We start from the raw sequence: 25,210 nt of genomic DNA on the forward strand, positions 1-25,210 counted from the left end.
TCAGGAGGGTTCGAAATGTCGGAACTTCAAGGCCAATGCATGTGTGGTGCGGTCACAGTCACCGCCACCCCTGTGCGGGATGCTCTGGGCGCGTGTCACTGTGATCAATGCCGTCGGTGGACCAGTTCGATGCTGGTGACCTTTCAGGCGAAAGAAGGCTATGCCGCGTTGGGCCCGGTCAAGACATTTACCTCGTCCGACTGGGCAGAACGTGCTTTTTGCGGCGATTGCGGATCCTCGCTCTGGTATCGGATCACGCTGCCAGGTGAGATGCACGGACAGACACAAATGGCGGCTGGCCTGTTTGAAAATGCAGCAGGTAACCCGCTGAAACTTGAACTTTATATCGACAAAAAGCCCGAGGGATACGCGTTCGCAGGTGAACGTCGGCAAATGACCAAAGCCGAGGTCGAAGCCATGTATTCCCCCTCTGACGAAGGAGACAGCCAATGACCAAATATGATGCCGATTGGGTGCGGGCAGAAGAAGCAAAACGCAAGTGGATGGCCGAAAATGGTCTCTATTCCGAAGCAGAAGAGCATTCTTCGTGCGGTGTAGGCCTCGTTGTGTCCGTGGATGGCAAACGGTCGCGCAAGGTGGTGGATGCCGGGATCGATGCCCTGAAAGCGATCTGGCATCGTGGAGCCGTGGACGCGGATGGCAAGACCGGCGATGGCGCAGGCATCCATGTGCAGATTCCGGTTCCCTTCTTCTATGATCAGGTTCGCCGCACGGGTCATGAACCCAAGCTGAATGAACTGATTGCTGTTGGTCAGGTTTTCCTGCCCCGCACCGATTTCGGCGCGCAGGAGCGGTGCCGGACCATCGTCGAAAGCGAAGTTCTGCGTATGGGTTACTACATCTATGGCTGGCGACACGTGCCGGTCGATGTGACTTGCCTTGGGGAAAAGGCCAACGCAACCCGCCCCGAGATTGAGCAGATCCTGATCTCGAACTCCAAGGGTGTGGACGAAGAAACTTTCGAGCGCGAGCTCTATGTCATCCGTCGCCGCATCGAAAAAGCGGCTTTGGTGTCGGGTATCTCTGGTCTTTATCTTGCGTCGCTGTCCTGCCGGTCGATCATCTACAAGGGTATGATGCTGGCCGAACAGGTCGCTGTATTCTATCCCGATCTCATGGACGAACGCTTTGAATCGGCATTCGCGATTTACCACCAGCGTTATTCGACCAACACGTTTCCGCAATGGTGGCTGGCGCAGCCATTCCGCATGCTGGCCCACAACGGCGAGATCAACACCCTCAAGGGCAACGTCAACTGGATGAAAAGCCATGAGATCCGGATGGCCAGCGGAACCTTTGGTGACTATGCTGAAGATATCAAGCCAATCATCGCAGGTGGTTCGTCAGATTCTGCCGCATTAGACTCGGTTTTCGAGGTTCTGGTGCGCGCGGGGCGGTCGGCCCCGATGGCAAAAACCATGCTGGTTCCGGAAAGCTGGTCCAAGCAGGCGGTCGAGCTGCCGCAAGCGTGGCGCGACATGTATTCCTACTGCAACTCGGTGATGGAGCCATGGGATGGCCCGGCCGCGCTGGCGATGACCGATGGACGCTGGGTCTGCGCCGGTCTGGACCGGAACGGGTTGCGCCCCATGCGGTACGTTGTGACTGGCGATGGCCTTGTCATCGCAGGATCCGAGGCCGGAATGGTGCCGATCAACGAAGCTACCGTGACCGAAAAAGGCGCGTTGGGGCCGGGTCAGATGCTGGCGGTCGACATGAAAAAGGGCAAGCTGTACCGCGATACCCAGATCAAGAACAAGCTGGCCCGCGCGCTGCCATTTGGCGAATGGGTTGGCAAGATAAACGATCTGGACGAAACGCTTGCGGGTGTGAGCGAAGTTCCGATCTTTGCGGGTGGCGAGTTGCGCAAGCGCCAGATTGCTGCGGGATACTCGGTGGAAGAGCTGGAACAAATCCTTGCTCCGATGGCGGAAGACGGCAAGGAAGCCCTGGCATCCATGGGGGATGATACGCCCTCGGCTGTTCTGTCAAAGCAATACCGCCCACTCAGCCATTTTTTCCGTCAGAACTTCAGCCAGGTGACCAACCCGCCGATCGACAGCCTGCGTGAATACCGCGTGATGTCGCTGAAAACCCGGTTTGCCAACCTCAAGAACGTGCTGGACGAAGACAGCAGCCAGACCGAGATCGTGGTTCTGGAAAGCCCCTTTGTCGGCAACGCGCAATGGGACAAGCTGGTTGAGAACTTTGATGCGCCGCTGGCGGAAATCGACTGTAGCTTCGAGGCTGGTCAAGGCGCATTGAGCGCGGCTTTGGCCCGTATCAGAGCCGAATCCGAAGAAGCTGTGCGATCTGGTGCCGGGCATATCGTCTTGTCTGATATGCGGTCGGGCGAGGATCGGATTGCGATGCCAATGATCCTCGCGACCAGCGCTGTGCATTCCCATTTGACGCGTCAGGGTTTGCGGACCTTCTGTTCGTTGAACGTCCGTTCGGCTGAATGTGTAGACCCGCATTACTTTGCCGTTCTGATCGGCTGTGGCGCGACTGTGGTGAACGCCTATCTGGCCGAGGATTCTTTGGCTGACCGTATCGATCGCGGTTTGCTGGACGGAAGCCTGACCGAAAACGTCGCGCGCTATCGCGAGGCGATCGATCAGGGCTTGCTGAAGATCATGGCCAAGATGGGCATCTCGGTCATTTCGTCTTATCGCGGTGGTCTGAACTTTGAGGCCGTTGGCCTCAGCCGTGCCATGGTGGCCGAGTATTTCCCTGGAATGACCAGCCGTATCTCGGGCATAGGTATCAAAGGTATTCAGGCCAAGGCCGAAGAAATCCATGCCAAGGGTTGGAACAGCGGTCTGGATGTGCTGCCCATCGGTGGTTTCTACAAGGCGCGTAAGTCAGGTGAGACCCACGCGTGGGAAGCGACCTCGATGCACATGATGCAGATGGCCTGCAACAAGGCTTCGTATGAGCTGTGGAAACAGTATTCAGCCAAGATGCAGTCGAACCCGCCAATTCATCTGCGCGATCTGATGGATTTCAAACCGCTGGGCAAGCCGGTGCCGATCGAAGAGGTGGAATCGATCACCTCGATCCGCAAACGCTTTGTCACGCCAGGTATGTCGCTGGGTGCATTGTCGCCAGAAGCGCATAAAACACTGAATGTGGCGATGAACCGGATCGGTGCGAAATCCGACAGTGGCGAAGGTGGCGAAGATCCGGCACATTTCGTGCCTGAACCCAATGGCGACAACCCTTCGGCCAAGATCAAACAGGTGGCTTCAGGTCGGTTTGGTGTGACTGCGGAATACCTCAACCAGTGTGAGGAGCTTGAGATCAAGGTCGCTCAGGGTGCAAAACCCGGCGAAGGTGGTCAGTTGCCAGGTATGAAGGTCACCGACCTGATCGCGCGCCTGCGCCATTCGACCAAGGGCGTGACGCTGATCTCGCCGCCGCCGCACCACGATATCTATTCGATCGAGGATCTGGCGCAGCTGATCTACGATCTGAAGCAGATCAACCCGCGCTGCAAGGTGACGGTCAAGCTGGTAGCGTCCTCGGGCGTTGGCACGATTGCTGCCGGTGTAGCCAAAGCGAAAGCGGATATTATCCTTATTTCGGGTCACAATGGCGGTACAGGCGCGTCGCCTGCGACCTCGATCAAATACGCTGGTCTGCCGTGGGAGATGGGCCTGACCGAGGCGCATCAGGTTCTGGCGATGAACAACCTGCGCGACCGCGTCACCCTGCGGACCGACGGTGGCCTGCGCACGGGGCGCGACATTGTCATGGCCGCGATGATGGGGGCCGAGGAATTCGGCATCGGTACCGCTGCGCTGATCGCCATGGGCTGTATCATGGTGCGTCAGTGTCAGTCGAACACCTGTCCGGTGGGCGTGTGTACGCAGGATGAATCCCTGCGCGCCAAATTCACCGGCAATGCGGATAAGGTCGTCAATCTGATCACCTTCTACGCGCAGGAAGTGCGCGAGCTGCTGGCCAGCCTCGGCGCGCGTTCGATTGATGAAATCATCGGTCGGGCCGATCTGCTGGCTCAGGTCAGCCGTGGGTCCGCTCATCTGGATGATCTCGATCTGAACCCGCTGCTGATCACTGTCGATGGGGCACATAACATCATCTACAACCGCGACAAAGAGCGCAACGCGGTGCCGGATACGCTGGACGCCGAAATTGTTCGTGATGCGGCCCGGTTCCTGAAGGATGGTGAAAAGATGCAGCTGTCTTATGCAGTGCAGAACACACACCGGACCGTTGGAACCCGAGTGTCCAGCCATATTGTGCAGAATTTCGGGATGCGGAACACCTTTCAGGACGACCATCTGCATGTGAAACTGCAGGGCTCGGCCGGGCAATCGCTGGGAGCTTTTGCGGCCCCCGGTCTGAAGCTGGAAGTGTCGGGCGATGCCAATGACTATGTCGGTAAGGGCCTGTCCGGCGGTATGATCGTCGTGCGTCCACCGCAGGTCAGCCCGCTGAAAGCAGATGACAACACGATCATTGGCAATACTGTGCTCTATGGCGCCACCGACGGGTATCTGTTCGCGGCCGGTCGCGCCGGTGAACGGTTCGCGGTCCGGAACTCTGGTGCCAAGGTTGTTGTCGAGGGGTGCGGTTCCAACGGGTGTGAATACATGACCGGCGGTGTCGCCGTTATCCTTGGAACGATCGGAGCCAACTTTGGCGCGGGCATGACAGGCGGCATGGCCTATCTGTATGATCCCGAAGGCAAGGCTGAGGCGCTGATGAATAGGGAAACGCTGGTCACTTGCCCGGTCACTGTGGATCACTGGGAAGAGCAGTTGAAATCGCTCATCATGCGCCATGCTGCTGAATCGCAAAGCCGCAAGGCCACTGACATTCTTCAGCACTGGGAAGTGGAAAAAGGCAACTTCCTGCAGGTTTGCCCGAAGGAGATGCTGAACAAGCTCAGCCACCCGCTGAGTGTTGAAGCCAAAGCAGTTCCGGCGGAATAAGCCGAAACCTATTGTCTCTAAAAGCCCCGCGTGTCATTTGCACCACGCGGGGTTCGTATGTTAACGACGTTTCAGTGCAGGTCTTGCCCGTTTATCCGAAAATCGCCAATCTTTCTTCACACTCAGGCGACAATCATGGGCCGATCTAGGCGCCAGATGATAAGCAAACAGGGGCAACCGGATGCCAACACCGTATCAGGATCAGTTTTATACTTTCGATCCAGCAAACCCGCCACCTGCGGGAACGGCAGTCACTGTTAGCAGCTTCACTTTGATCGATGCAGACGATGACAACGAAATCGATGCACCGAGCGGCGACACCGTCAACGGTCAGGACGTCACGAATTCCTGGCCAGGGGACACTGTTACCATCAACGTGGCGGGCGTCGGGAACGTAACCTATACCGGCACCACGTTTTATCTGGCTGACGGATCTCGGGTTTTCACACCGACAGACGGCCAGGTCCTGCAGCCGGGAACATTTGTTTCAGCCACCTTCGTCAACACACAGGGGCCGCTGAATGTCGGCAATCTGGGTCCGCCCTGTTTCACGCCGGGCACCATGATAGCGACCCCGGAAGGCGAACGTGCGGTTGAAGATCTTGAAGTCGGCGATCTGGTCACGACCGTGGATCATGGCCCCCAGCCTTTGATCTGGGTTGGGCGTACAGTGGTGGCGGCCGAAGGAAAGCTGGCCCCGATCCGGTTTGAGGCCGGAGTGTTCGACCTGGATCGTCCGCTGCTTGTTTCGCCTCAGCATCGGATGCTGGTTGAAGACTGGCGGGCCTCGTACTTGTCTGGGCACGCTGAAGCGCTGATTCCGGCACATGCTCTGGTCAATGGAAAAACGGTGACCCGGGTGGAAGGCGGCGAGGTGGAGTATTTCCACCTTTTGTTCAAGCAGCACGAGATCGTCATCGCCAATGGCGCCAAAAGCGAAAGCTATTATCCGGGGCACGCGTTGTCGGCCTCGGACCGCGAAACGCAGAGCGAGGTCCTGCACTTGTTCCCTGAACTGGCAGGTCATGATCCGATGTCGGTAGAAACCGCACGACCGGTTGTTCACCCGCGCGAAGCGCGCGCTTTCGCGATTTAGGCCGTTTCAAACCCGGACCGCGCGTCGTATAGCTGAGGCATGGCGAAGAAAGCAGCCCGCAAATCAAGCGGTAAGAAAAACAAGGCATCCAGCAGAAAAACACCTACGGTGCGTCAGATTCGCCGTTGGCTGACTCGTGCGGTTGCGGCAATTGCCGGAGCTTTGCTTGCGATAATCCTGTTGTATTCGGTTGTGAACCCACCCGTAACCCATACGATCTGGTCGGAATGGCGCCGTTTGGGAAAGGTTGAGCGCGAATGGGTGCCGATCGAGGACATGGCTCCGATCATGGCGCGTTCGGTCGTGGCAGCAGAGGATGCAAATTTCTGCCTGCACTGGGGATTTGACGTAGAGGCCATTCGCGATGCGCTTGAGGATGGCGGGAATCGCGGCGCCTCGACGATTACACAGCAAGTTGTGAAGAACGTATTTCTTTGGCAAGGGCGCAGTTGGATACGCAAGGCGTTGGAAACTTCGATCACACCTGTGGTCGAGATTTTCTGGAGCAAGCAGCGAATTCTCGAGGTCTATCTGAACGTTGCCGAAACCGGGAATGGTGTTTTTGGGGTCGAGGCTGCCGCGCAACGGTATTTCAACACCAGCGCCTCAAAACTGACCCCAGTTCAGGCGGCGCGGATTGCCGCCATTCTGCCGTCACCGCGCAACAGATCGGTCACTGACCCGACGGCGCAAACGCGCAGGCGGGCGGCATCTATTCTGGATGGGGCGGCCACCATCCGCGCAGATGGTCGCGCAGATTGTTTCGAGGATTGAAACCCGTCGCCTGCCAAGGCTAAATCTGTCGGGTACTCACTGGTTCGATTGGAAGCCCATGGCGCGTCTGTTTCATGTTCCCCTCTCTCCATATTGCCGCAAGGTTCGGCTGTCTCTGGCGGAAAAGAAGATCGAGGTTGAGCTTGTCGAAGAGCGATACTGGGAACAGGACCCCGACTTTTTGCGCCGTAACCCCGCGGGTAAAGTACCAGTATTGCGTCTGGACGGACAAATGATGTCGGAAAGCGCAGCGATCTGCGAATACATCGAAGAAACCCGTCCCGAACCGCCATTGATGCCAAAAAGCCCCGAAGCCCGATACGAAGTGCGGCGCCTTGTTGGTTGGTTTGACGACAAATTCCACCATGAGGTGACGTCGAAGCTGCTGTACGAACGGGTAAACAAAAAAGTGACGGGTCAGGGCTATCCGGACAGCAAGAACGTCAAACAGGGTGCCAAGGCCATCAAGTACCACCTGGATTATATGGCATGGCTGCTGGATCACCGCCGGTGGTTGGCCGGTGACCAGATGACATTGGCTGATTTCGCAGCAGCGGCGCATCTGTCTTCGCTGGACTATATCTCGGACGTGGATTGGAACCGCAGTCAGGTGGTCAAGGATTGGTATGCGAAAATCAAATCACGCCCTGCGTTTCGCTCTATTCTGGCGGATCAGGTGCCGGGTTTCCGGCCGCCGCCCCATTACGCTGATCTGGATTTCTGATAGGGTGCGCTAGGGGGGCTGTCTGCCCCCCATCGCGCAGATGCGCGATTCCCCCCGAGGATATTTTTGGCCAGATGAAGAGCGGATCTGATTTGAAGGAAAAGCTGGTACAACAGGCCCTTGAAGAAGGGTTTGTTGCGTGCCGTGTCTGCCGCCCGTGGGATGTTCCAGAAGTTCCCGAGCGTTTGGCCGCGTACCTGGGTGCCGGGTATCATGGGCAGATGGGATGGATGGCCGAACGAACGCATTGGCGCGGTGATCCTGCAGCCCTTTGGCCCGAGGCGCGATCAGTGATCATGCTGGCCGAGAGTTACACGCCGGAACATGACCCGACAGACGTCTTGAAGCAACGCGGCCACGGGGCGATTTCTGTCTATGCGCAGAACAAAGACTATCATGATCTGGTCAAAAAGCGACTGAAGCGTCTGGCGCGGTGGCTGATTGCCGAGGCGGGCGGCGAGGTTAAGGTGTTTGTTGACACTGCACCCGTGCCAGAGAAAGCCTTGGGGCAGGCCGCCGGGTTGGGCTGGCAGGGGAAACACACAAATCTTGTCAGTCGGGAATGGGGTAATTGGGCCTTTATAGGGTCTGTTTTTTCAACATTGGATATACCCGCTGATTCTGCTGAGATTGATCGCTGCGGGTCTTGTCGGGCCTGTTTGGACAGCTGCCCCACGGACGCCTTTCCAGGCCCGTATCAATTGGATGCACGGCGGTGCATCTCCTATCTGACCATCGAACATAAAGGCCCTGTAGAGCCTGAACTTCGCGGAAAGCTGGGCAATCGAATCTACGGCTGTGATGATTGCCTGGCAGCTTGCCCGTGGAACAAGTTTGCGGTTGCCGCAAGTGACATACGCTATGCCGCGCGTGAAGATCTGGCAGCGCCTGCGTTGGAAGAGCTGGTGGCACTTGATGATACCTCGTTCCGAGCGAAGTTCTCTGGCTCACCCATCAAACGGATTGGGCGCGACCGGTTTGTGCGCAACGTGCTTTATGCCATTGGAAACTCGGGGCAGTCGAAACTGAGGGCTGCGGCCCAGAGTTTGACAGATGACCCGGATGAAACCGTGGCAGACGCAGCGCGCTGGGCGGTGGAACAACTTTCATAATTGCCGCAAACAGGCTGGACGTGTCGGCCCCAATCGCTACACCAATCTGCAGCGAACAGTAAGGAGAACCCGATGGCGCTGGCTTTGGGGGTGGATACGGGTGGAACCTATACCGATGCGGTACTGATCCGGGATGAAAAAGAGGTCATAGCCTCGGCCAAGTCCCTGACCACACGCGCGGATTTGGCAATTGGTGTGGGCAAGGCGATTTCTGCCGTTCTGGAGCAGGCGAAAGTTGCGCCGGATCAGATTTCAATGGCGTCTTTGTCCACAACATTGGCGACTAATGCCTTGGTCGAAGGGCAGGGCGGGCGCGTTGCGTTGATCTATATCGGATTCAAAGACAGCGACCTTGAAAAGCACGGTTTGAAGGACGCGTTAAAAGGGGACCCGTCCCTGGTTATGTCTGGTGGGCATTCTCATTCTGGCAGCGAAGCTGCGCCATTGGACGTTGCCGCGCTGGAGCAGTTTTTAGACTCTCATAAAGGGATTTCTGGCTTTGCCATAGCCGCTCAGTTTGCCACCCGTAATCCCGCGCATGAACTGGAAGCCGCACGGATCGTTACGGAAAGAACCGGGGCTCCGGTAACATGTTCGCATCACTTGTCGGCAAAGCTGAATGGGCCGAAACGCGCCGTGACGGCCGTGTTGAATGCGCGGCTGATCGGGATGATCGATCGTTTGATCGGGCGTGCGCAGGACCAGCTGCGCGAGTTGGGGATAATGGCCCCGATGATGGTCGTGCGCGGTGATGGGGCGTTGATGAGTGCTGAACAGGCGCGTGAACGCCCCATTGAAACGATCCTGAGCGGACCAGCCGCGTCAATTGTAGGCGCGCGCTGGTTGACCGGCGCAGAGAATGCGTTGGTGTCGGATATTGGCGGCACGACAACTGACGTGGCGTTGATCCGTGACGGTAAGCCCGCGATAGACTCGGCCGGGGCACAGGTGGGCGGGTTCCGCACAATGGTCGAGGCAGTTGCGATGCGCACCCATGGCCTTGGAGGTGACAGTCAGGTGCATGTCGTGACCGAGGGGTTGCAGGGCGGTGTTTTTCTGGGGCCGCGCCGCGTTCTTCCGGTGTCCCTGATCGCCTCGGAAGCGCCCGAGATCGTCCATGCCGTTCTGGACGAGCAATTGCGGGCCACGACGGTGGGTGAGCACGATACGCGCTTTGCCCGTCGCGTGCCGGGAATACGTGACGACGGTATAGATGTGCGAGAAGAAGCCCTGTTGGAGCGGTTGGGAGATCAGGTTCTGCCGATCGGTTCCTTGCTTCGGTCCCGAATGGAGAGCGGCGCATTGACCCGGTTGGTGGACCGCGGGATCATTCAGATCTCGGGCGTGACGCCGTCGGATGCCAGCCATGTACTGGGGCGGGTGGATGCCTGGGATGCGGACGCCGCCCGTAAGGCACTTGAACTGGTCGCGCGCAAACGGGTCGGGTCCGGAGATATGTTGGCAAATTCCGCCGAAGCGCTGGCGCAGATGATCGTGGACCAGTTGACAGAACAGACCAGTTTGACCTTGTTAGAGGCTGCTTTTGATGAGGAGCCAGACAGTTTCGGGCATTCGCCGCAGGAGCTGGCGCGGCATATCCTGACACAGCGCGGATTGGCGCAGCATCGCGGTTTGTTGTCGCTGACCGCAGCCCTGAACGTTGATGTTGTGGGACTTGGGGCATCTGCCCCCAGCTATTACCCGGCGGTTGGTGAACGGCTTCACTGCCGGATGATACTGCCGGAACATGCGGGCGTAGCCAATGCGATTGGCGCTGTCGTGGGGCGGTTGACCTTACGGCGAACGGGCACGGTGACAAGTCCTGCCGAAGGGCGGTATCGTGTACATCTCGAGGGCGGGCCCAAGGATTTTTCCGCATCAGAAGATGCGCTGGCTTTGCTGGAAAATGTTCTGAGGTCGGAAGCTGAAGGCGCGGTGCGCGAAGCCGGTGCAGAAGATATCCGGGTGATCGTGGATCGCGACATCAAAACCGCGCGGGTCGAGGCCAATGATGTGTTTGTCGAAGCAATGATCACGGTCGAGGCGAGCGGGCGACCGCGGGTTGCGGCGGGCTAGCCCCTCTGACTCGTTCAGAGGGGCCGGGCAGGTGGTGCATTATTCTGCGGCGCTGGCACGTTTGGGAAGAACCCAGTCCTGGCGCGGGAAGTGGCAGGTATATCCGTTCGGGATACGCTCAAGATAATCCTGATGCTCGGGTTCGGCCTCCCAGAAATCGCCGACGGGTTCGACTTCGGTTACGACTTTTCCCGGCCACAAGCCGCTGGCATTCACGTCTGCGATTGTATCCAGGGCGGTTGCTCTTTGGGCTTCATCGACGTGGTAAATCGCGGAACGATAGCTCATGCCTCGGTCGTTGCCTTGTCGATTCACCGTGGTCGGGTCGTGAATCTGGAAGAAAAATTCCAGCAGGTCGCGGTAACTGATTAGCGATGGGTCAAACCAGATTTCGATCCCTTCGGCGTGGGTGCCGTGGTTGCGATAGGTGGCGTTGGGCACATCGCCTCCGGTATAGCCCACCCGAGTTCGCAAGACGCCTGGCAGCTTGCGGATCAGGTCCTGCATACCCCAAAAGCAGCCTCCGGCCAGTACAGCACGTTGTTCAGTCATTGGATTTCCTCCACGTGGATCAGGAATTCGGCGTAACCTTCAGCCTCCATCTCATCCCGATGGATGAACCTGAGCGAGGCCGAGTTGATGCAATATCGCAGGCCGCCATGTTCTCGCGGGCCGTCGGGGAAGACATGCCCCAGATGGCTGTCGCCGTGTTTCGAGCGAACCTCGGTCCGGATCATACCATGTGTCGTGTCGCGAAACTCTTCCACATGCTCATGGATGATCGGCTTGGTAAAGCTGGGCCAGCCACATCCGGATTCGTATTTGTGGGTCGAAGCAAACAGCGGTTCGCCTGACACGATGTCCACGTAGATACCCGGTTCCTTGTTCCCCAAATACTTGCCTGTCCCCGGCCGTTCGGTGCCGTTGCGTTGGGTGACGTGAAATTCTTCGGGCGAAAGCGCCGCAATAACCGTGGGGTCTTTGGTGTAGCGTGTCATGGATCCTCCGGCTGATTTGACGTTTGTGCCATTATCTGGGGGCTGCCGTACAGAAAGCAAAGCGATATTTCAAAGCGCTCTCACAGTCGTGCAGTCGGTCAGACGCAAACACGTAGGTCCTTGCGTTAGGCCGAAGTCGTTTTGCCGGCAGGTTGGCGTGACAGCTGAACAGCAAGAATACCCAATGTCGTGACTGTAACGCCAATTGCGTCCATCGCGCCCAGTTTTTCGCCCAACAATATGGCCGCAATCGTGACACCGAATACCGGATTCAAAAAGTGGAACGTGGCTGCGCGGATCGCGCCGATGCGATCCAGAAGAAGGAACCAGATCAGAGTGGCCAGCAGCCCAGGAAACAGGGTTGTGTAAGTGAACGCCAATGCCAATGGCAGCGTCGGGTGGATGTAGATGGCCTCAAAGATCGGAGCAGCCACGAACAACATGGCTGAACCTACAAGCATCTGTAGACCGACGACCATCATGAAATTACCGCCCGAAGTCGCACCGCGGACCGCGAGGGTGGCAAAGGTCAGCGCCAAAGCTCCGATGCCGCACAACGCGATGCCGAACATGTCGACACCAGAACTGATCCGGCTGCTCATGATCAGGGCGACGCCGGTGAATCCGGCAAACAATCCCAAAATCCCGAGAGGGCGCAGTTTCTCGCCAAAAATCAGCCACCCTGCCAGCGCCACCAACAAGGGCATTGTGGACGCGATAATCGCCGCAACCGAAGCCTCGACCGTTTGCATAGCGTAGAAATTCAGACCCAAATACAGGGCATTTTGGCAGATACCGAACAGAATTGTCGCCCGCCATTGGTTCCGGGTCAGGTGCCAGCTTTGCCCCATCGCCCGGGCAATCAGAACCCCCAGACCCCCTGAGATCAAAAACCGCAGAGCCAGCGAAAACAAGGGAGAGGCGTCTGCCACGATGATCCGCGCCGAGGTAAAGGCAGACGACCAGATCAGGGCAAAAGTAAGCCCCATGGCTATGGCGCGCAGATCCATGGAGACCCCCTGTCACTTTGCGCGGACTGTCCCCGATTTTCCGATGGGTCGCAAGCGCTGCGCGTCAAAATAGACACATCCGTGATGCAACGAAAGTCACAAGGATGTTTTTATTGATTGACTAAACAATTAAAGTTATCGGCTCCGGGATCTGACATATCAAGGGAGGGTTGTCGGTGCTTCTGGAGTACATTCTATCTTTTGGCGTTCTGCTGGCGTTGGGCCTGGTCGCGTTCTTCGTAGTGAAATGGTGGAACCTGCGCTGCGTTGGCGTTACACCTGTCCACCTTTTCACGTTCATCGCGATCCTGTTTACGTCCGGTCTGGATGTTGGCCTGATCATGTTCCCGCTGACAGAATTTGGTGGCTATGCCGAAGATCCGGCCTATGCCTTTGCCAATCCACTGGCGATCGAGTTCGGTTTCTGGGGGTTTCTGATCTGGGCGTTTTACTTCCTGACAGCCTTCTATTTCTGCGTGATCGAACCGCGCGTGAACTTCTTTGAGATCCCGCTGGTCAAGCTGATCAACAACGTGGTCATCATCGGTACCTGCGCCTTTACCGCCAGCCTGTTTCTGATCTACCTGCCTGGCTACCTGCCAGAGGTCGGAGATGGCGAATCTGTTGTTACCACCTTCTACGTCATCGTGTTTGTGGTCATTCTGGCGGCAGCATACTCGTCGACCGATTTGAAATATGTGCGCATCCTGTCGGTCGGTTCGACCTTTCTGTTCCTTGCACTGATTCTGGGTATGTGGGCGGCCGCTGGCATGGGAATGACCGGGTTTATCGAAACCGGCAGTAACATTGGTGCCTATTTCACCAATGTGCACAAATTTGTCCTGCCGCTGACCGATTATCATGCCTTCTACTTGTTCTGGTGGTTTGCGTGGTCAATCATGATTGGCCAGTTTACTTCGCGCTTTGTGGGCGGTTTGAAAACCTGGCAGCTGCTGGCGGCGTTGTTGATCTTCCCGTCGATCCCGCTGGGGATCTGGTTCACCGTTCTCTACTACTATCACCTGAACGGCATCAGCACCGCAGGCATCACCAATATCGCGATGGTAATCGTGGGCGTGACCTTTGTGATCAACTCGCTGGACTCGCTGATTAGGCTCTATACAGACAACCTGAACATGACCGCCGAGCGGTTTGGCAAGGCGACCTATGTCGCTGGCAACGTCGCGCTGCTGTTTGTGCTAACGCTGCTGTTCCAGAGTCAGTGGTTGCAAATCCAGTGGATCGGAGCCGTCGTAGTCGGTCTTTACCTGGCTTGCGTGGTCTATATCCTGGTCACCAAGCGCAAAGAGGTGATGAGTATCGATGCCATGCCGGAAGATCGCGATCTGGACTTCCACAAGGTTGAGACGATTCACTGATTGTTTCGAACCTACCAAACCAAAAGCGGGCCTCGACATTGGGGCCCGCAGCCGTTTTTGGGCACTGCCCGATCCGGCCCTCATTCCTTGTCGTTCACTTCAGTTCGTGTCGAGACGATATTTGAGGAAACTGTGGCCAGCGTAGTCTACTTGCCCAACAAAATAAGCGCCGAGTTTGGTCATTGCGCGCAGTTTCGTGCGTGAAGGCGGCAGCAAGAATGTCACGAACGGAATACGATTGTCCTGCTTTGCGAATGCGATGGCCTGACGTGCTATCTTTGCACCCAGTCCAAATGCACCGGGCTTCAAGACCAACCCGAAATCCCACTCTTCACCTTCTTTTTGAAATCCGCCCCATCCCACATAATGTCCGCGGTGCAGAATTGCCCAATGACCTAGGCCGTCCCGCGCCCAACACGACTCTTTCGCGTGAATGAAACCGGCGACTGTTTCCTCATCCCAATCCTGCGTCAGGAGAGGCATGTGTTCGGCAAGAATTGGATTTCTCATATGCGCCAGTATCTCAGGTGCTGAGACGAGGGGCAGTCGCGTGAAGGTTATATCCTGTTCCATAGAACTGGGATTTAGCGGGCCAAGCAGGAAATCAAAGGGTTGTCCGTAAAAAACGTGCCAAGGACAACCGGTGTTGGATTGTAGCCCATATTTACAGTCTGAATAAGAACTCTGATGCCTTAGGACACATGTGCGCAGGCTTTAAAATGTGAAGCTCAGGCACAAAAAAGGGGCCGCGTAACCGCCACCCCTTTTCATGGTTCCAAGCGCTTGAGATCAGCCGTTCACGCTGTCTTTCAGTGCTTTCGCGATGGTCATTTTCACAACCTTGTCGGCTTCTTTGGTGAAGGTTTCACCGGTTGCCGGGTTGCGGACCTGACGCTCGGGGCGCTCGCGGCAGTAGATTTTGCCGACGCCAGGCAGGGTCACTGCACCACCTGCGGAAACTTCGCGTGTGATCAGGCCGGTTATGGCCTCAAGCGCAGAGTTCGCGGATTTCTTATCGGTTCCCATTTCCTCAGCGAGAGCAGCAACCAGCTGAGTCTTTGTCATAGGTTTTGCCATTTCTTGGTCTCCTTAACGTGCCCGATCTATAGGGCCTCACCGCGTAACTGTAACGGGATATTGTGGCCAAACACAACGAATAGTAGCGCAGAAACCCCTAAAAATATGGGGAAAACGTTGCTTTTTTGCGTCAGAGGAAGGCAGTTTCGTCGAAGGAACGCAATTTCCGGCTGTGCAGACGCTCCAACGGCATGCCGCGCAGGTGCTCCATAGCGCGTATCCCGATCATCAAATGACGCCCGACCTGAGTGGTATAAAAGGTAGACGCCATGCCCGGTAGTTTCAGTTCGCCGTGCAGGGGCTTGTCCGACACGCACAGCAAAGTGCCGTAAGGAACGCGAAAGCGATAGCCGTTCGCGGCGATGGTGGCGCTTTCCATATCCAGCGCGATGGCCCGCGACTGGCTGAGGCGCTGAACCGGTCCGGATTGATCGCGCAGTTCCCAGTTGCGATTGTCGACCGATGCAACTGTTCCCGTCCGCATGATCCGCTTCAGTTCATACCCTTCCAGCTCGGTCACTTCGGCCACGGCGCGTTCCAGCGCGACCTGAACCTCGGCCAGGGGCGGGATGGGCACCCAGACCGGCAGGTCATCATCCAGAACCTTGTCATCACGTAGATATGCATGGGCCAGAACGAAATCACCCAATGCCTGCGTGTTGCGCAATCCGGCGCAATGGCCAACCATCAACCACGCGTGGGGGCGCAGAACCGCGATATGGTCGGTCGCAGTTTTCGCATTCGAGGGGCCAACACCGATGTTCACCAAAGTAAGACCCGAACCATCTTCACGCTTCAGATGATAGGTTGGCATTTGCGGCAGTTTCAGCGGTTGCTCGATTTCTGCGTCCGGCTCCGTGATCTCAACATTCCCGGTCGAGACAAAGCTGGTATACCCGCTGCTGGGATCAGCCAACTGCTCACGGGCGTAGTTCTCGAATTCCGAAACATAGAACTGATAGTTCGTGAACAGAACGTGGTTCTGAAAATGCCGGGCATCTGTCGCTGTGTAATGTGCCAGTCGCGCAAGTGAATAATCGACGCGCTGGGCAGTAAACAATGACAAGGGTCCGACGGCGTCTTCATGATCGTGCACGCCGTTAACGATGTCGTCATTCGTGGTGGTCAGATCCGGCACGTCAAACACATCGCGCAGGGTGAAAGCAGCCGCCCCCTGATGCGGCACAACCAGACCTGACGTATTCGCCACGGCAAAATGCACCGGAATAGGTGTGTCCGACGCTGCAATCGTCACCGGTTGGTCGTGATTCTTGATCAACAGGGCAATCTGCTGGGTCAGGTAGGACCGGAATAAATCCGGGCGCGTTACGGTTGTAGCGTGAACACCGGGTTCCGCCACATGCCCAAAACTCAGGCGGCTGTCGACTTGAGCATAGGTCGACGTCTTTATGCGAATCTCGGGGTAATAGGCCCTGTATCTGGCGGTTGGTGCTCCATTTTGCAGTACCTTCGAGAAGCTGTCGCAAAGAAATTCTGTTGCTTGAGTGTAAAGCTCCTCCAGTCGCGCAACTGCGGCTGCGGGATCGGTGAACTGTTCTGGCGAAAGGGCTTCAGGTGTCAGGAGTGTCGTCATGCCAAGGGTTCCAGAAGATCAATTTTTTTGAATGTGCGCACGTCAACCAGCCCGAGATCAGAGATCCTGAGTTCCGGTATGACGACCAACGCCAGCAGCGAATGTTGCATATATGCGTTGTTCAGATTGCAGCCACATTCCTGCATGGCCTGAACCATCCTGTCCGCCTTGGCCGCAACTTCAGCGGCCGGGCTGTCGGACATCAGACCGGCAATGGGAAGTTCGACCATCGCCAGTTCCTGGCCGTCCCGGAAGATCGTGATGCCGCCACCCACCTCGGCCAGTCGATTCGCGGCCAGCGCCATCTGTTCACGGTCCGTGCCGACGACGATCATGTGGTGACTGTCATGTGCCACGGTCGAGGCCATGGCCATTTTTCCCTGATATCCAAACCCCGAGACAAAGGCATTGGTGACGCCCCCTGTCGCCCGGTGTCGTTCGACCAGTGAGATCTGACATACGTCACCCTCACCTTCAACAAGCCCGCCGATAATCGGCAATTCGGCTTTCAGCGCTTTAGTGGGGGCCTGGTTTTCTACCACGCCAATGACGTTGGCCCTTACCTTGTTTGCGCCCTTCGGCGCCGTGATCTCAAAATCGGTCGAGGTCAGCGCATGCTTCAGATGAACCGTGCGACGTGCTTTGTCGGGCCAGTTTAGATGGGGGCAATCAACCTTGATCACCCCGTTTTCCGCGACAACCTGCCCGCGCGCTATGACCAGTTCGACCGGCAATTCGGTCAGGTCAGAGCTGAGGATGATATCCGCCCGTCGTCCCGGCGTGACCGATCCGATCTCGCGTTCCAGACCGAAATGCGTGGCGGTGTTGATCGTCGCCATCTGCACGGCCACAAGCGGGTCACAGCCGCAGGCAATCGCGTGGCGCACGACGCGGTTCATATGCCCATCATTGACCAGCGTGGCAGAGTGGCAGTCATCCGTGCACAGGATGAAATTGCGCGCATCCAGACCTTTTTCGGTGACCGCGGTAATCTGGCTTTCAATGTCATACCAGGCCGAACCCAACCGCATCATCGACCGCATTCCCTGACGGACCCGTGCGATGGCATCCGCTTCGCAGGTGCCTTCGTGGTCATCGGCAGGTCCACCAGCCACATAAGCCGCGAAATCAGGCCCTAAATCAGGGGATGCGTAATGTCCGCCGACGACCTTGCCTGCCCGCTGCGTGGCCGCAATCTCGGCCAGCATTTTGGGATCTCCGTGAATCACGCCGGGGAAGTTCATCATTTCCCCCAAGCCGATGATCCCGGGCCAATTCATCGCCTCGGCCACGTCTTCGGGGGTGATTTCATAGCCTGTCGTCTCTAACCCCGGTGCAGAGGGCGCGCAGGACGGCATCTGAGTGAAGATGTTGACCGGCTGCATCATTGCTTCGTCATGCATCATGCGCACACCGTCCAGCCCCAACACATTGGCGATCTCGTGCGGGTCGGTGAACATACTGGTTGTGCCATGGGGGATAACTGCGCGGGCAAACTCGGCAGGGGTCAGCATCCCCGATTCGATGTGCATATGCGCGTCGCATAAGCCGGGCAGGATAAAGCGGCCTTGCGCGTCGATAACCTGTGTCTCTGGTCCGGTACAATGCGAGGCGTCGGGACCGACAAATGCAATACGGCCTGCAGCGATTGCAACTGAATGGTTCGGCAGCAGTTCGCGGCTGTGCACATTTACCCAAGTCCCACCCTTTATTACCATATCTGCTGCCTCACGTCCGGCAGCAACTGCGATCAATCGGGGGGCGACATCGGGCCAAGTTGGGAAGGGTGTGTTTTCCATGGCTCAACTTTCACGAATGCGCGCGTGGGCGCAACCCCGGTTCTTTACTACTGCCGACGGATCACAATTCTGCAAATCTGCCCGACTCAGTCATCGAAAGCTGACATAGGTGCCGACAGCGCGCAGGAACCCGTCCGGGTTTACGTTTCGGACCCGAATTCTCGTCGTATCCAGTTCGCAAAGGTAACCGCTCCGGGCGTGTCCTCGGCCTGAGGGGAGAGCAGCAGATAATACGCCTCGGGCATCGGGGCGCGATGCTCAAATGGTGCGACTAGTCGTCCCTGATCGATCAAATGACCTGCGATGGTGTCATGGGCCAGGCACAGGCCACCTCCGGCCATCGCAGCTGACAAACAAACCAGATAGGTTGTCGCGTAGGTAATAGGCGGATTCTGCCAATTCAGAGCCTGATCTTCAGCCCACGTCGCCCAGTTGGTCAACAGGTTGGAACAGTCGAACAGAGGTTTTTCCTGAAGGTCTTGCAGGCACACCTGATATCCCGGCGCGCAGACGGGATAGTAATATTCAGAGCGCAGCACCTCTGTCCGGGTTGTATCTGAGGGTCGAAGGGAAAACCGGATCTCGACTGCTGCGCCTTCAGCCATCTCGCGCGGTTCCCACAACTCGGTGAAGATGTTCAGCTGAACATCCGGGTGTTCAGCCTGAAATAATGGCAGACGCGGGGCCAGCCAGTTCACGGCGAAACTGATGTTGCACTGCACCTGGACCGCATTCTGTTGCGCGCCAGTTACCGCCTGAGTGCCCCGTATCAGTGTCCGAAACGCCTCGCGCACCACCGGCAAATAGGTGATTCCGGCCTCTGTCAGCTCAAGCGCCTTCGGGCGTCGCAGGAACAGTGGCTGACCCAGATGGCCTTCCAGCGATTTGATCTGCTGACTGACCGCACTTTGCGTCATGTTCAGATCCCGCGCCGCACCGGTGAATGACAGATGGCGGGCTGCGGCTTCGAATGTGCGCAGCCAGCCAAGCGGGGGAAGCCTGTTTTGCATCGACATAACTCCGGCATAAGTTTAGCTAATGGAATAGTTGCGTTTTTTTCGTTGGTCAAATTGCCGGACCAAATGCAGGCTTTGGTCATTCGCAGATACCAAAGGACGCGTCACATGAGTCTCACCAACCTTCGTCCCAACATCGATCATTGGTCAGAACGTGTGGACATGGCCGCAACCTTTCGCTGGACGGCCCGGCTGAACATGCACGAAGCCGTTGCCAACCACTTCAGTCTTGCTGTGAACGCAGACGGGACGCAGTTCCTGATGAACCCCAATCAGGCGCATTTCTCGCGTATTCGCGCGTCTGATCTGTTGCTGTTGAACGCCAACGATCCGGATGTGATGTCCCAGCCCGGCGCACCTGATCCCACGGCCTGGGGCCTGCACGGCTCGATCCATCGCCACTGCCCGCACGCGCGTTGCGTCATGCATGTGCATTCGATTTTCGCAACTGTTCTGGCGTCACTGGCCGACAGTACACTTCCGCCAATCGACCAGAACACCGCGACCTTCTACAACCGCTACGTTGTTGACGAAGAATTTGGCGGATTGGCTTTTGAAAGCGAAGGCGAGCGGTGCGCCGGGATGTTGGCTGATCCGAAGAAGAAAGTCATGATCATGGGCAACCACGGGGTTCTGATCACTGGCAGCGACCCTGCAGATACCTTTAACAGGCTCTATTATTTCGAGCGCGCTGCCGAAACTTACATCCGGGCGCTGCAAACAGGCCTGCCCCTGCGGGTGCTGTCGGATGAAATTGCCGAGAAAACAGCACAGGAACTGGACGACTACCCCGGTCAAGCCGAAGCGCATCTGCGAGAGATCAAAGCAATACTCGATGCAGAAGGCTCGGATTACGCAACCTGAATGCAAGACAGAGTGACCGACATGCGAGATTCCACGCAGGACCCCGAAGCTGCCCGCTGGCATTACCACCCCGACGGGCCAGTGGGTCTCAACCCGCTGTTCAGTTGGCCACCACGTCCGGCGGCCGTGCTGAAATGGTACAGCGGAGCGTGGTTGCAAATCACCGCCCTGACCCTGTGCATGACCTTGGCCGTCATCGCCTATGCGTTCTTTTTCCCTGCGTTAGAGACGATGAAAAGCTTTGCGCCCGGATGGATGTTTCGGATCTGGTTGCTGAACATGGTGCCGCAAACTCTGGTAGCAGGAAGCCTGCACTGGTGGCTGTACATGCGCAAAGGGCAGGGGATGTACAAAAAGTTTGATCGCAGGGACCTGACACGGGACAACGGAACATTCACATTCCGCAATCAGGTTTGGGATAACATCTGGTGGACGCTGGGCAGCGCTATGACGGTGGCGACCATTTACCAGTGGGTCATCTTCTGGGCGATGGCAAATGGCTGGGTTCCGACGATTACCTGGGCCAGCTCGCCGGTGTGGTTCGTGGTTTGGATGTTGTTTATTCCCATGTGGTCCGGTCTGCATTTTTACTGGGTGCACCGGCTGGAACATCATCCCAGGCTTTATAAACATGTGCACGCGGTCCATCACCGTAATGTCAATACCGGGCCATGGTCAGGGATTTCGAATCACTGGTATGAAAACATGCTGTATTTCACGACGTATTTCATCCACCTGATCGTGCCTTCCCATCCGCTGCATGTGTTGTTTCACAGCTCGTTCCAGCAGGTCAGCCCGATACTGTCCCATTCTGGGTTCGAGAAGCTAAAGGCCGGTGAGACCGAAGCCGCGCGGGCGGGCGACTTTTTTCACCAGCTCCACCACAGGTATTTCGAGTGCAACTACGGCACATCCGAAATTCCGTTCGACAAGTGGTTTGGCACCTATCACGATGGCTCAGCCGAGGCGACGACACGCACGCGGGCCTACAAAAAGCAGATGTATACCTGACGCGGCTGGTTCTGTCCGGGACTAAACCCGTTCGAACAATGCAATGAAGGCCGTGTCATCCTTATTGGGTCCTGCAGCAAGATCGCCATAGATGCGAACCTCGGGCAGGGTCAGGTTGTGGATCTGGTCCTGTTCCAGTTCGTGCAGCTTGCCCTTGAAGCCCATCTTTTCGAAATGGCGGGCGTTTATTGACAGGGCGAACGTAGCGCCTGATCGTGCGACGCGAAGCAGCGCAGGCAACACTTCGGGACCCAGATGGCCATGCGTGAACGTGCCAGATGACACGATGCCGGAATAGCTGTCTGGCGGAACCGGGATGCCATGGGTCAGGTCAGCCTCGATCGCGTCCCGGTAGATATCCTTGCGCATAGCCTGTTCCAGCATCTCTGAACTGATATCCGTGGCATCAATCGGGCCAACACCAAGCCCAGACAACACCGCGCCGCACAGGCCCGTTCCCGCTCCGACATCCAGAACCGGCCCCTGACCGCCCGCGCCCACAAACGCCCGCGCGGTATGGGTATGAAGCTGATAATCCTCACGCGCGGCAAAGCTGTCGTCATAGTCCCCGGCCCATTCCGCATAAAGGCGTTTGTTATCGTCCGGAGAGCTCAGCGCGTAGGCAGAATGCAGGTCTGGTTTCTTTTTGCTCATATCCACAGAAAGGCGCATCAGAAGATTCGATTCAAGTGCGTCCATGCGGCGCTTGCATCCCGATGCGCTGAAGCCCATCAACGGTGCATGACCAAGACACTCTTCTCATTTGGCCACGGCTATTCTGCGCAGGCCCTTTCCCGAATTCTTGCCCCGAAAGGCTGGCAGATTTTTGGCACCACACGAGATGGCGAAGGCACAGATGCGATACGTGCCTCTGGCGCGGACCCGCTGATCTGGCCCGGTGAGGTTCCAAATCTGGATCGGGTGACGCATTTGCTGATCTCAACGGCACCGGGCGAGGCGGGCGATCCGGTACTGGCGGCGCTGGGCGACGAGATCCGAAAACGAGCAAGTCAGTTCACTTGGGTGGGTTATTTATCGACAACGGCTGTTTATGGCGATCACCAGGGCGCCTGGGTTGACGAAGACACCCCGCCAACACCGACCGCCAAGCGTGGAAAGTGGCGCATGCTGGCTGAAGAGCAATGGGCGGCTGTGCCGGGCCTGCCTGTTCACATCTTCCGTCTGGCAGGGATTTACGGCCCGGGCCGTGGGCCGTTCTCTAAGCTCACACGCGGTGGGCTGCGGCGTATCATCAAGCCGGGGCAAGTGTTTTCGCGTATCCACGTGGATGACATTGCGCAGGTTCTGCAAGCTTCGATGACAAGGCCGAATCCGGGCAGTGTTTACAATGTCTGCGACGATGAGCCTGTCCCGCCACAGGATGTCATCGGGTATGCCGCCGAGTTGCAGGGGCTTCCTCTGCCCCCGGCGGTTTCATTTGACGAGGCCGATCTGACACCGATGGCGCGCAGTTTTTATAACGAGAACAAACGCGTCCGAAACGACCGGATCAAGGATGAGTTGGGTGTCGAATTGATCTACCCGAACTACCGGGTGGGGTTGGAGGCGCTGATGAAGGACCGGTAGGTTCTTTACTGCGCGGCTGCCTTAATCATGTCCGAGGCTTTTTCCGCGATCATTATTGTTGGCGCGTTTGTGTTTCCCGACACCAGTGTTGGCATCACCGACGCATCAACTACACGCAGCCCCTCAATCCCGCGCACCCGAAGTTCGGGATCCACAACCGCCAGATCGTCGGTACCCATCTTGCAGGTGCCGACCGGGTGATAGATCGTATCGGCGCGGGCGCGGATATGCCCTTCCCAATCGGCGTCGGATTTGGCCGTATCGGTTCCGAACATCTCTTTGTGCCGATATTTGGCCAAAGCTGGCGCTTGCAGGATGTCTCGCGTCATTCGCGCGCCTTTGATCATGGTGTCCAGATCGCGTGCATCTGCAAGAAATCCCGGGTCGATGACAGGCATTGCCATTGGGTCGGCGCTGCTCAGGCCAACGGTTCCCCGGCTTTCCGGGCGAAGCTTGCAGATATGACAGCTGTACCCGTAACCGTAATGCAGTTTGCGGGCGTGATCATCGACCATTGCGATGGTGAAATGCAGCTGGATATCCGGGCGCTCCAGCTCGGGTGAAGTTTTCAGAAACGCCGCGCCTTCGGCAAACGGAGTGGCCGCCATTGACACACCGGTCTTGCGCCACTGATGGATGTGCTTCAGCAGTCGCACTGCCGCTGTTGCGCCGATCCCAAAGTTGTTCGTGTCTTTGGTCCGGTAGGTCAGCGTAAAGTCGAGGTGGTCCTGCAGGTTCCGCCCTACACCCGGTAGTTCGTTGAGAACAGCGATCCCGTGCGGTTCAAGATCAGCGCTTGCTCCAATCCCAGAGATTTGCAGCAGCTGCGGTGTTTTTAATGCTCCCGCGCACAGCAGAACTTCGCGAGTGGCGGTAACGGTGGTGTCTGCCTCTTTGCCTTTGACCCTGAAAACAACGCCAGTTGCGCGCTTACCCTGAAATACCAGCCTTTTCGCATGGGCATGTGTAATGATCGTCAGGTTCGGACGGTTGGCAATCGGGAACAGGTAGCCCGCAGCCGCTGAGCACCGCTCTCCATTCTTTGCCGGATCATGAAACTGCGTTACCTGATACAGCCCGACACCTTCGTTATCGCCTCGGTTGAAATCTTCAGTATGACGGTGTTGGAGTTGCTGCGCGGCTTCAATGAACGCGCGGGTGATCGGGCGAGGTTCTTTTTGCTGTGACACCTGTAACGGGCCCTTGTCACCATGCCAGCTGTCTGCGCCAAGCTCATTGTTCTCGGACCGTTTGAAATACGGCAATACGCTGTCCCAATCCCAACCGTCGCAGCCCTGATCGGCCCACCCATCGTAATCCTGCCGCTGACCCCGGACATAAAGCATCGCGTTGATCGCGCTCGAACCACCCAGTGCTTTGCCGCGGGGTTGATACCCCCGGCGTCCGTTCAACCCGCGTTGCGGTATGGTTTCAAAAGCCCAGTTGTTTATTTTGGGTCGTCCCGGAAGGGCTGCCACGACAGCTGCCGGCACCCTGACAGTCAGGCCGTTTCCGTTCCCACCTGCTTCGAGCAGGCAAACGCGTGAAGCCGGGTTCTCGGTGAGGCGGTTTGCAAGAACGGATCCTGCCGAACCGCCGCCCACGATGATATAGTCGAACTCCATGCTGGCTTCCCTACTATCAGAACCATTATTGTGCCGGTCCGCTGTTCGCCATCCGAGCCAGGCTCACCTGAGACTGCGTCAATTGAGTAAAAAAACAATTGTGACCTGAAGTCAGTTTCCAAGTGTTCTTCGACATTCAGCGAAACGGTACGCCCGCGTCGATCGAGTGACTCAAGACGGATATCGATGTCGTCGTTTGCTGACGGGGTCGACGATTCCAGCCAAAGTGCAGATTTCACCCTCTTCTTCTGATGAGCCTGCACCTGAAATGGCCGATGGGAATCGCGAAATATCTGTTTAAACTATTGATTTACAACATTTAAATGAGAGAGTAGTGAGAAATGTGAAGTTTTTTCAAAATGGGGGTTGCAGGTCGGAAGCCTAATCCGTAAATACCCCTTCACCGGCGCAACTGAGGTTGGCCTGACGGACTGGAAAGACGGTTGAGACGCACCGGAGAGACGGTGGGCATCTGAGGTTGAGGTT

The 25,210-nt window shown here is 57.1% G+C and carries 21 protein-coding genes; 11 read left to right on the forward strand and 10 right to left on the reverse strand.

The features are described from left to right. Positions 1-15: 15 nt before the first annotated feature. From ACR0ES_RS12805 to ACR0ES_RS12835, 7 genes are all read left to right on the forward strand, one after another. Positions 16-453: a GFA family protein gene (locus tag ACR0ES_RS12805; protein ID WP_480870897.1), complete on the forward strand. Its 438-nt coding sequence runs from the start codon at positions 16-18 to the stop codon at positions 451-453. Continuing rightward, on the forward strand, positions 450-4,982 hold the full coding sequence (gene gltB / locus ACR0ES_RS12810) for a glutamate synthase large subunit (RefSeq protein ID WP_480487079.1): 4,533 nt from the start codon (positions 450-452) through the stop codon (positions 4,980-4,982). Before ACR0ES_RS12805 ends, gltB begins: the two co-directional genes overlap by 4 nt. Positions 4,983-5,163: 181 nt before the next feature. Then, the gene (locus tag ACR0ES_RS12815; protein ID WP_480487081.1) at positions 5,164-6,078 is read left to right on the forward strand and encodes a Hint domain-containing protein; all 915 of its coding nucleotides are present in this window, start codon (positions 5,164-5,166) and stop codon (positions 6,076-6,078) included. Between the two features lie 39 nt (positions 6,079-6,117). Then, positions 6,118-6,852, forward strand: coding sequence for a monofunctional biosynthetic peptidoglycan transglycosylase (gene mtgA, locus ACR0ES_RS12820; RefSeq protein ID WP_480560690.1), 735 nt, complete (start codon positions 6,118-6,120; stop codon positions 6,850-6,852). 58 nt (positions 6,853-6,910) lie between these two features. Next, entirely contained in the window at positions 6,911-7,576 is a 666-nt protein-coding gene (gene fzlA / locus ACR0ES_RS12825; protein ID WP_267363152.1) for an FtsZ-binding protein FzlA, read from the forward strand. A 74-nt stretch (positions 7,577-7,650) separates the two neighbouring features. After that, on the forward strand, positions 7,651-8,688 hold the full coding sequence (gene queG, locus ACR0ES_RS12830) for a tRNA epoxyqueuosine(34) reductase QueG (RefSeq protein ID WP_480870899.1): 1,038 nt from the start codon (positions 7,651-7,653) through the stop codon (positions 8,686-8,688). Between the two features lie 72 nt (positions 8,689-8,760). Further along, a complete protein-coding gene (locus ACR0ES_RS12835; protein WP_480773105.1) occupies positions 8,761-10,764 on the forward strand; it encodes a hydantoinase/oxoprolinase family protein in 2,004 nt (667 codons plus the stop codon). A 39-nt stretch (positions 10,765-10,803) separates the two neighbouring features. Here the strand turns inward: ACR0ES_RS12835 and msrA are convergent, their stop codons facing one another. The 3 genes from msrA to ACR0ES_RS12850 all read right to left on the reverse strand — a co-directional run bounded on the left by msrA (position 10,804) and on the right by ACR0ES_RS12850 (position 12,772). Further along, the gene (gene msrA / locus ACR0ES_RS12840; RefSeq protein ID WP_209598908.1) at positions 10,804-11,316 is read right to left on the reverse strand and encodes a peptide-methionine (S)-S-oxide reductase MsrA; all 513 of its coding nucleotides are present in this window, start codon (positions 11,314-11,316) and stop codon (positions 10,804-10,806) included. Beyond that, complete coding sequence (msrB, locus tag ACR0ES_RS12845; RefSeq protein WP_267363147.1) at positions 11,313-11,762, reverse strand: peptide-methionine (R)-S-oxide reductase MsrB; 450 nt, start codon at positions 11,760-11,762, stop codon at positions 11,313-11,315. Before msrB ends, msrA begins: the two co-directional genes overlap by 4 nt. A 125-nt stretch (positions 11,763-11,887) precedes the next feature. Continuing rightward, a complete protein-coding gene (locus ACR0ES_RS12850; protein ID WP_480773106.1) occupies positions 11,888-12,772 on the reverse strand; it encodes a DMT family transporter in 885 nt (294 codons plus the stop codon). Positions 12,773-12,954: 182 nt separating this feature from the next. Between ACR0ES_RS12850 and ACR0ES_RS12855 the strand changes: the two genes are divergently transcribed. Beyond that, complete coding sequence (locus tag ACR0ES_RS12855; protein ID WP_480484607.1) at positions 12,955-14,151, forward strand: BCCT family transporter; 1,197 nt, start codon at positions 12,955-12,957, stop codon at positions 14,149-14,151. Positions 14,152-14,250: 99 nt separating this feature from the next. Here ACR0ES_RS12855 and ACR0ES_RS12860 read toward each other — a convergent pair whose 3' ends face one another. The 5 genes from ACR0ES_RS12860 to ACR0ES_RS12880 all read right to left on the reverse strand — a co-directional run bounded on the left by ACR0ES_RS12860 (position 14,251) and on the right by ACR0ES_RS12880 (position 19,631). Then, on the reverse strand, positions 14,251-14,661 hold the full coding sequence (locus ACR0ES_RS12860) for a hypothetical protein (RefSeq protein WP_480484598.1): 411 nt from the start codon (positions 14,659-14,661) through the stop codon (positions 14,251-14,253). A 279-nt stretch (positions 14,662-14,940) separates the two neighbouring features. Continuing rightward, entirely contained in the window at positions 14,941-15,228 is a 288-nt protein-coding gene (locus ACR0ES_RS12865) for an HU family DNA-binding protein (protein WP_117871130.1), read from the reverse strand. 130 nt (positions 15,229-15,358) lie between these two features. Continuing rightward, positions 15,359-16,822: an AMP nucleosidase gene (locus ACR0ES_RS12870; protein ID WP_480487090.1), complete on the reverse strand. Its 1,464-nt coding sequence runs from the start codon at positions 16,820-16,822 to the stop codon at positions 15,359-15,361. Next, a complete protein-coding gene (gene ade / locus ACR0ES_RS12875; RefSeq protein WP_480870901.1) occupies positions 16,819-18,621 on the reverse strand; it encodes an adenine deaminase in 1,803 nt (600 codons plus the stop codon). The genes ACR0ES_RS12870 and ade overlap by 4 nt, the downstream gene beginning before the upstream one ends. Positions 18,622-18,761: 140 nt before the next feature. Further along, entirely contained in the window at positions 18,762-19,631 is an 870-nt protein-coding gene (locus tag ACR0ES_RS12880) for a LysR family transcriptional regulator (RefSeq protein WP_480487094.1), read from the reverse strand. A gap of 114 nt (positions 19,632-19,745) precedes the next feature. Here ACR0ES_RS12880 and ACR0ES_RS12885 point away from each other — a divergent pair, with 114 nt between their 5' ends. Then, positions 19,746-20,501 (forward strand): class II aldolase and adducin N-terminal domain-containing protein, encoded by a 756-nt coding sequence (locus ACR0ES_RS12885; RefSeq protein ID WP_480487096.1) that lies wholly within the window; start codon positions 19,746-19,748, stop codon positions 20,499-20,501. 21 nt (positions 20,502-20,522) lie between these two features. Next, positions 20,523-21,512 carry a sterol desaturase family protein gene (locus tag ACR0ES_RS12890; protein ID WP_480547266.1) on the forward strand — a complete coding sequence of 330 codons (990 nt, stop codon included), beginning with the start codon at positions 20,523-20,525 and terminating at the stop codon, positions 21,510-21,512. A gap of 21 nt (positions 21,513-21,533) precedes the next feature. Here ACR0ES_RS12890 and ACR0ES_RS12895 read toward each other — a convergent pair whose 3' ends face one another. Continuing rightward, positions 21,534-22,166, reverse strand: coding sequence for a class I SAM-dependent DNA methyltransferase (locus tag ACR0ES_RS12895; protein ID WP_480484608.1), 633 nt, complete (start codon positions 22,164-22,166; stop codon positions 21,534-21,536). A gap of 87 nt (positions 22,167-22,253) precedes the next feature. Between ACR0ES_RS12895 and ACR0ES_RS12900 the strand changes: the two genes are divergently transcribed. Beyond that, a complete protein-coding gene (locus ACR0ES_RS12900) occupies positions 22,254-23,099 on the forward strand; it encodes an SDR family oxidoreductase (RefSeq protein WP_480484604.1) in 846 nt (281 codons plus the stop codon). Positions 23,100-23,104: 5 nt separating this feature from the next. Here the strand turns inward: ACR0ES_RS12900 and ACR0ES_RS12905 are convergent, their stop codons facing one another. Continuing rightward, positions 23,105-24,724, reverse strand: coding sequence for a GMC family oxidoreductase (locus ACR0ES_RS12905; RefSeq protein WP_480870903.1), 1,620 nt, complete (start codon positions 24,722-24,724; stop codon positions 23,105-23,107). Positions 24,725-25,210: the final 486 nt, after the last annotated feature.

The organism is Ruegeria sp. N7 (assembly GCF_056531345.1).

Excerpts from the sequence above, each read along its gene's own strand:
- ACR0ES_RS12835 (WP_480773105.1), top strand. The coding sequence starts at position 8,761 with ATGGCGCTGGCTTTGGGGGTGGATACGGGTGGAACCTATACCGATGCG.
- ACR0ES_RS12860 (WP_480484598.1), bottom strand. The coding sequence starts at position 14,661 with ATGAGAAATCCAATTCTTGCCGAACACATGCCTCTCCTGACGCAGGAT.
- ACR0ES_RS12905 (WP_480870903.1), bottom strand. The coding sequence starts at position 24,724 with ATGGAGTTCGACTATATCATCGTGGGCGGCGGTTCGGCAGGATCCGTT.
- ACR0ES_RS12895 (WP_480484608.1), bottom strand. The coding sequence starts at position 22,166 with ATGAGCAAAAAGAAACCAGACCTGCATTCTGCCTACGCGCTGAGCTCT.
- ACR0ES_RS12880 (WP_480487094.1), bottom strand. The coding sequence starts at position 19,631 with ATGCAAAACAGGCTTCCCCCGCTTGGCTGGCTGCGCACATTCGAAGCC.
- ACR0ES_RS12900 (WP_480484604.1), top strand. The coding sequence starts at position 22,254 with ATGACCAAGACACTCTTCTCATTTGGCCACGGCTATTCTGCGCAGGCC.
- ACR0ES_RS12885 (WP_480487096.1), top strand. The coding sequence starts at position 19,746 with ATGAGTCTCACCAACCTTCGTCCCAACATCGATCATTGGTCAGAACGT.
- msrA (WP_209598908.1), bottom strand. The coding sequence starts at position 11,316 with ATGACTGAACAACGTGCTGTACTGGCCGGAGGCTGCTTTTGGGGTATG.
- ACR0ES_RS12890 (WP_480547266.1), top strand. The coding sequence starts at position 20,523 with ATGCGAGATTCCACGCAGGACCCCGAAGCTGCCCGCTGGCATTACCAC.
- ACR0ES_RS12805 (WP_480870897.1), top strand. The coding sequence starts at position 16 with ATGTCGGAACTTCAAGGCCAATGCATGTGTGGTGCGGTCACAGTCACC.
- mtgA (WP_480560690.1), top strand. The coding sequence starts at position 6,118 with ATGGCGAAGAAAGCAGCCCGCAAATCAAGCGGTAAGAAAAACAAGGCA.
- queG (WP_480870899.1), top strand. The coding sequence starts at position 7,651 with ATGAAGAGCGGATCTGATTTGAAGGAAAAGCTGGTACAACAGGCCCTT.
- ACR0ES_RS12850 (WP_480773106.1), bottom strand. The coding sequence starts at position 12,772 with ATGGATCTGCGCGCCATAGCCATGGGGCTTACTTTTGCCCTGATCTGG.
- fzlA (WP_267363152.1), top strand. The coding sequence starts at position 6,911 with ATGGCGCGTCTGTTTCATGTTCCCCTCTCTCCATATTGCCGCAAGGTT.
- gltB (WP_480487079.1), top strand. The coding sequence starts at position 450 with ATGACCAAATATGATGCCGATTGGGTGCGGGCAGAAGAAGCAAAACGC.
- ACR0ES_RS12870 (WP_480487090.1), bottom strand. The coding sequence starts at position 16,822 with ATGACGACACTCCTGACACCTGAAGCCCTTTCGCCAGAACAGTTCACC.
- ACR0ES_RS12815 (WP_480487081.1), top strand. The coding sequence starts at position 5,164 with ATGCCAACACCGTATCAGGATCAGTTTTATACTTTCGATCCAGCAAAC.
- msrB (WP_267363147.1), bottom strand. The coding sequence starts at position 11,762 with ATGACACGCTACACCAAAGACCCCACGGTTATTGCGGCGCTTTCGCCC.
- ACR0ES_RS12865 (WP_117871130.1), bottom strand. The coding sequence starts at position 15,228 with ATGGCAAAACCTATGACAAAGACTCAGCTGGTTGCTGCTCTCGCTGAG.
- ade (WP_480870901.1), bottom strand. The coding sequence starts at position 18,621 with ATGGAAAACACACCCTTCCCAACTTGGCCCGATGTCGCCCCCCGATTG.